The organism is Streptomyces vastus (assembly GCF_039532825.1).
In the GTDB taxonomy this organism is placed as follows: Bacteria; Actinomycetota; Actinomycetes; order Streptomycetales; family Streptomycetaceae; genus Streptomyces; species Streptomyces vastus.
The window spans coordinates 24,050-26,901 of record NZ_BAAASJ010000107.1; the positions used below are offsets into that span (position 1 = coordinate 24,050).

3 protein-coding genes are annotated in these 2,852 nt (G+C 71.5%); all 3 read right to left on the minus strand.

Annotated features, from left to right (window positions below; all coding sequences use genetic code 11):
* The coding region (locus tag ABD357_RS34330) for a GlgB N-terminal domain-containing protein (protein ID WP_425585130.1) at positions 1-969 on the minus strand (969 nt) is incomplete at its 3' end.
* 93 nt (positions 970-1,062) lie between these two features.
* A complete protein-coding gene (locus ABD357_RS34335; protein WP_344395136.1) occupies positions 1,063-2,532 on the minus strand; it encodes a maltokinase N-terminal cap-like domain-containing protein in 1,470 nt (489 codons plus the stop codon).
* Positions 2,533-2,737: 205 nt separating this feature from the next.
* Positions 2,738-2,852 (minus strand): alpha-glucosidase C-terminal domain-containing protein (locus tag ABD357_RS34340; protein ID WP_344395138.1); only part of this gene is annotated, 115 nt, incomplete at its 5' end.

Sequence of the window (2,852 nt, forward strand, 5' to 3'; positions counted from 1 at the left end):
GGAGACGTAGGCGGGGAGTTGCTCGGCGAGCTGGCGGTACGTCAGCCCGGGGCGCCAGGACGCGAGATGGACCTCGTACACCGACATCGGCGCCTCATGGGCGGGCCTGTCCGCCCGGCGGGACAGCCACTCCTCGTCCTGCCACTCGTGGTGCGAGGCGGTCACGATGGAGGACGTCTTGGGCGGTTCCTCGGTACGCCGCGCCATGGGATCGGCACGCATCGTCTTGGAGCCGTCGGGCCGCGTGATCTCGAACTTGTAGAGCTCACCCTCGCCGAGCCCCGGCACGAACAGCTCCCACACCCCGGAGGAGCCCAGCGACCGCATCGGAAAAGCGGTGCCGTCCCAGAAATTGAACGAGCCCGCCAGCCGCACCCCGCGTGCGTTCGGCGCCCAGACCGTGAAGCGGGTGCCGGTCACCCCCTGGTGCTCCATCGGCTCCGCACCGAGCGCCTTCCACAAGTGCTCATGGCGCCCCTCGCCGAACAGATGCAGATCAAGGTCGCCGATGGCGGGCAGGAATCGGTACGCGTCCTCGACGTCCTGGACGGTCCCCTCGTACTCCACCACCAGTCGGTACGCCGGCACCTCCCGCAGCGGCAGCACGGCGGAGAAGAATCCCTCCCCGTCGTCGTGCAGCTCAGCCTGCAGCTCCTCCGCGACCACGGTGACGGCCCGCGCGTACGGCCGCAGCGTCCGGAAGACCACACCGCCCGGCACCGGATGCGCCCCGAGTACGGAATGCGGATCGTGATGTGCCCCGCCCAGCAGACGCTCCCGGTCACCGCGATCGAGTACGGCCAGGGAGCGCACCTCGGCACCGGGCGGCACCTCGGCCGCCGCTCCGGGCGGCACCGCTGCCGCCGCCCCGGACGGCTCTGTCGCGGCCCCCGTGGGCCGCGCGTCCTCCACCGGCCCTTCCACCGGCCGGGACTCCGGATTGACACCTGGCTTGGGTACCTCGTTCATGGCCTTGGCCTTCGCACTCTTCGGCTGCTGGGCGGCTGGATTCGGGCGGGATGTCACAGGTGAGGTCTCCTCGGCGGGGTGAGGTGGGGCGGATCAGGGTGCCGCGAGTCCGCCGGCCAGTCGTTGGACCGCGGCCAGCGGTACGGGCAGCCAGTCGGGCCGGTGCCGGGCCTCGTACACGACCTCGTAGATCGCCTTGTCCGTCTCGTACGCCCGCAGCAGTACCGGCTCGGAGCGCGGGTCACGGCCGCTGACCTCGGCGTATCCGGAGCAGTACGCGGACCGGCAGGCTTCGGCCCAGTCGGACACGAGCGGCATGGGGGTCCCCCCGCTCATGGGGGTCCCCCCGCTCGAGCGAAGCCGAGAGTGGGGGAGAAGCCGAGAGTCGGGGAGGGAGTGCGCCGCGTAGTCGAAGGACCGGAGCATGCCCGCGATGTCCCGTGCGGTCGGCTGCGGCAGCCGGCGCTCGGCGAGCGGCTTCGACGGCTCGCCCTCGAAGTCGATCAGCGACCAGTCTCCCGCCGGGGCCCGCAGGCACTGCCCGAGGTGTAGATCGCCGTGTATCCGCTGCGCGGTCCAGGTCTCGCCCTCCGCCGCCAGCTCGGTGAGCGCGTCGAAGGCGGACCGCAGGCCGGGTGCGTACGGACGCAGTGCGGGCACCGCCTGGACCGCCGCTTCCAGCCGCTCGATCATGCCGTCGACGAGCGTGTCCATCTGGAGGTGGCCCAGCGTGACCGTCGGCAGCGCACGGGCGAGCGCCGTGTGCACCTCGGCGGTGGCCCGCCCCAGCGCCCGTGCTTCGCCGGTGAAGTCCTCGCCCTTGGCCAGCTCGCGCAGCGCCAGGTCCCAGCCGTCCGTGGCCCCGCGCACAAAGCGCTGCAGCACACCCAGGACGTACGTGTCGCCGTCCAGGTCCCCGACCATCCAGCCGGCCGGCGCGGGCACCCGCGGGCAGTGCTCGCGGGCCAGCGCCAGTGGCAGCTCCAGATCAGGGTTGACGCCCGGCAGGATCCGGCGCAACAGCTTCAGAATGAACGTATCTCCGTAGACGATCGAGGAATTCGACTGCTCGGCCGTCACCACCCGTGGCACCAGATCGTCTCGGAGCTCCTGTCGGGTGTCGCGCTCGAAGCGCAGCGCGCCGACCTGCGTCCTCGTCCGCAGCGCCTCCAGGAGCAGATCGGCGGCGCGCGGGTCGTGCAGCGCCTCGTACACCGTCCGTCCGGCCAGTGGCCCCTCTTCGGGGTGGCCGATCAGCGCGGGCGCCAGCCGTGGCGGGAGCGTCTCGCGCACACCGATCAGGAGCTGGTAGCAGTCGCCGGGATGCGGCAGTGCGCCGTGCGCGGCGGAGAGCGGCTGATGGGCCCGTACCAGCAGATGCAGCAGCCCCAGCTTCGCGTTCCACGGCAGCAGCTCGACCGCCGCGACCAGCGAGAAACCGCTCACCGGGCGCCCTTTCCCCGCGAACCACCGCTGCCTCGGCAGCCACTCACGCAACAGCGGATCTAGGGACGCGAGGAGGCCCGGGCTGGTGGTGGCGGGGCTGGTGACGGCTTCCGACATGGCGTCGCGTCCTTTCCCCTTTTTCGGTTCGCCTTCGGGGCGCTCCGGCTCACGCGGGTGGGCGGGGTGTTACTGATGCGTGCCCAGGGCGGGGCGGTGAAAACCGCCCCCGCCTGTCGTTTTTGCGCAGTTCCCCGCGCCCCTCGCGGACTCCGTCGGCGGGATCCTCGCGGGGCGCGAGGCCAACTATCCATGCCATCTGTTTCTACGCCATGTCCTTGCGCAGGCGGAACCAGTAGAAGCCGTGGCCTGCGAGGGTGAGGAGGTAGGGCAGGTCGCCGATGGCGGGGAAGCGGACGCCGCCGATGAGTTCGACGGGG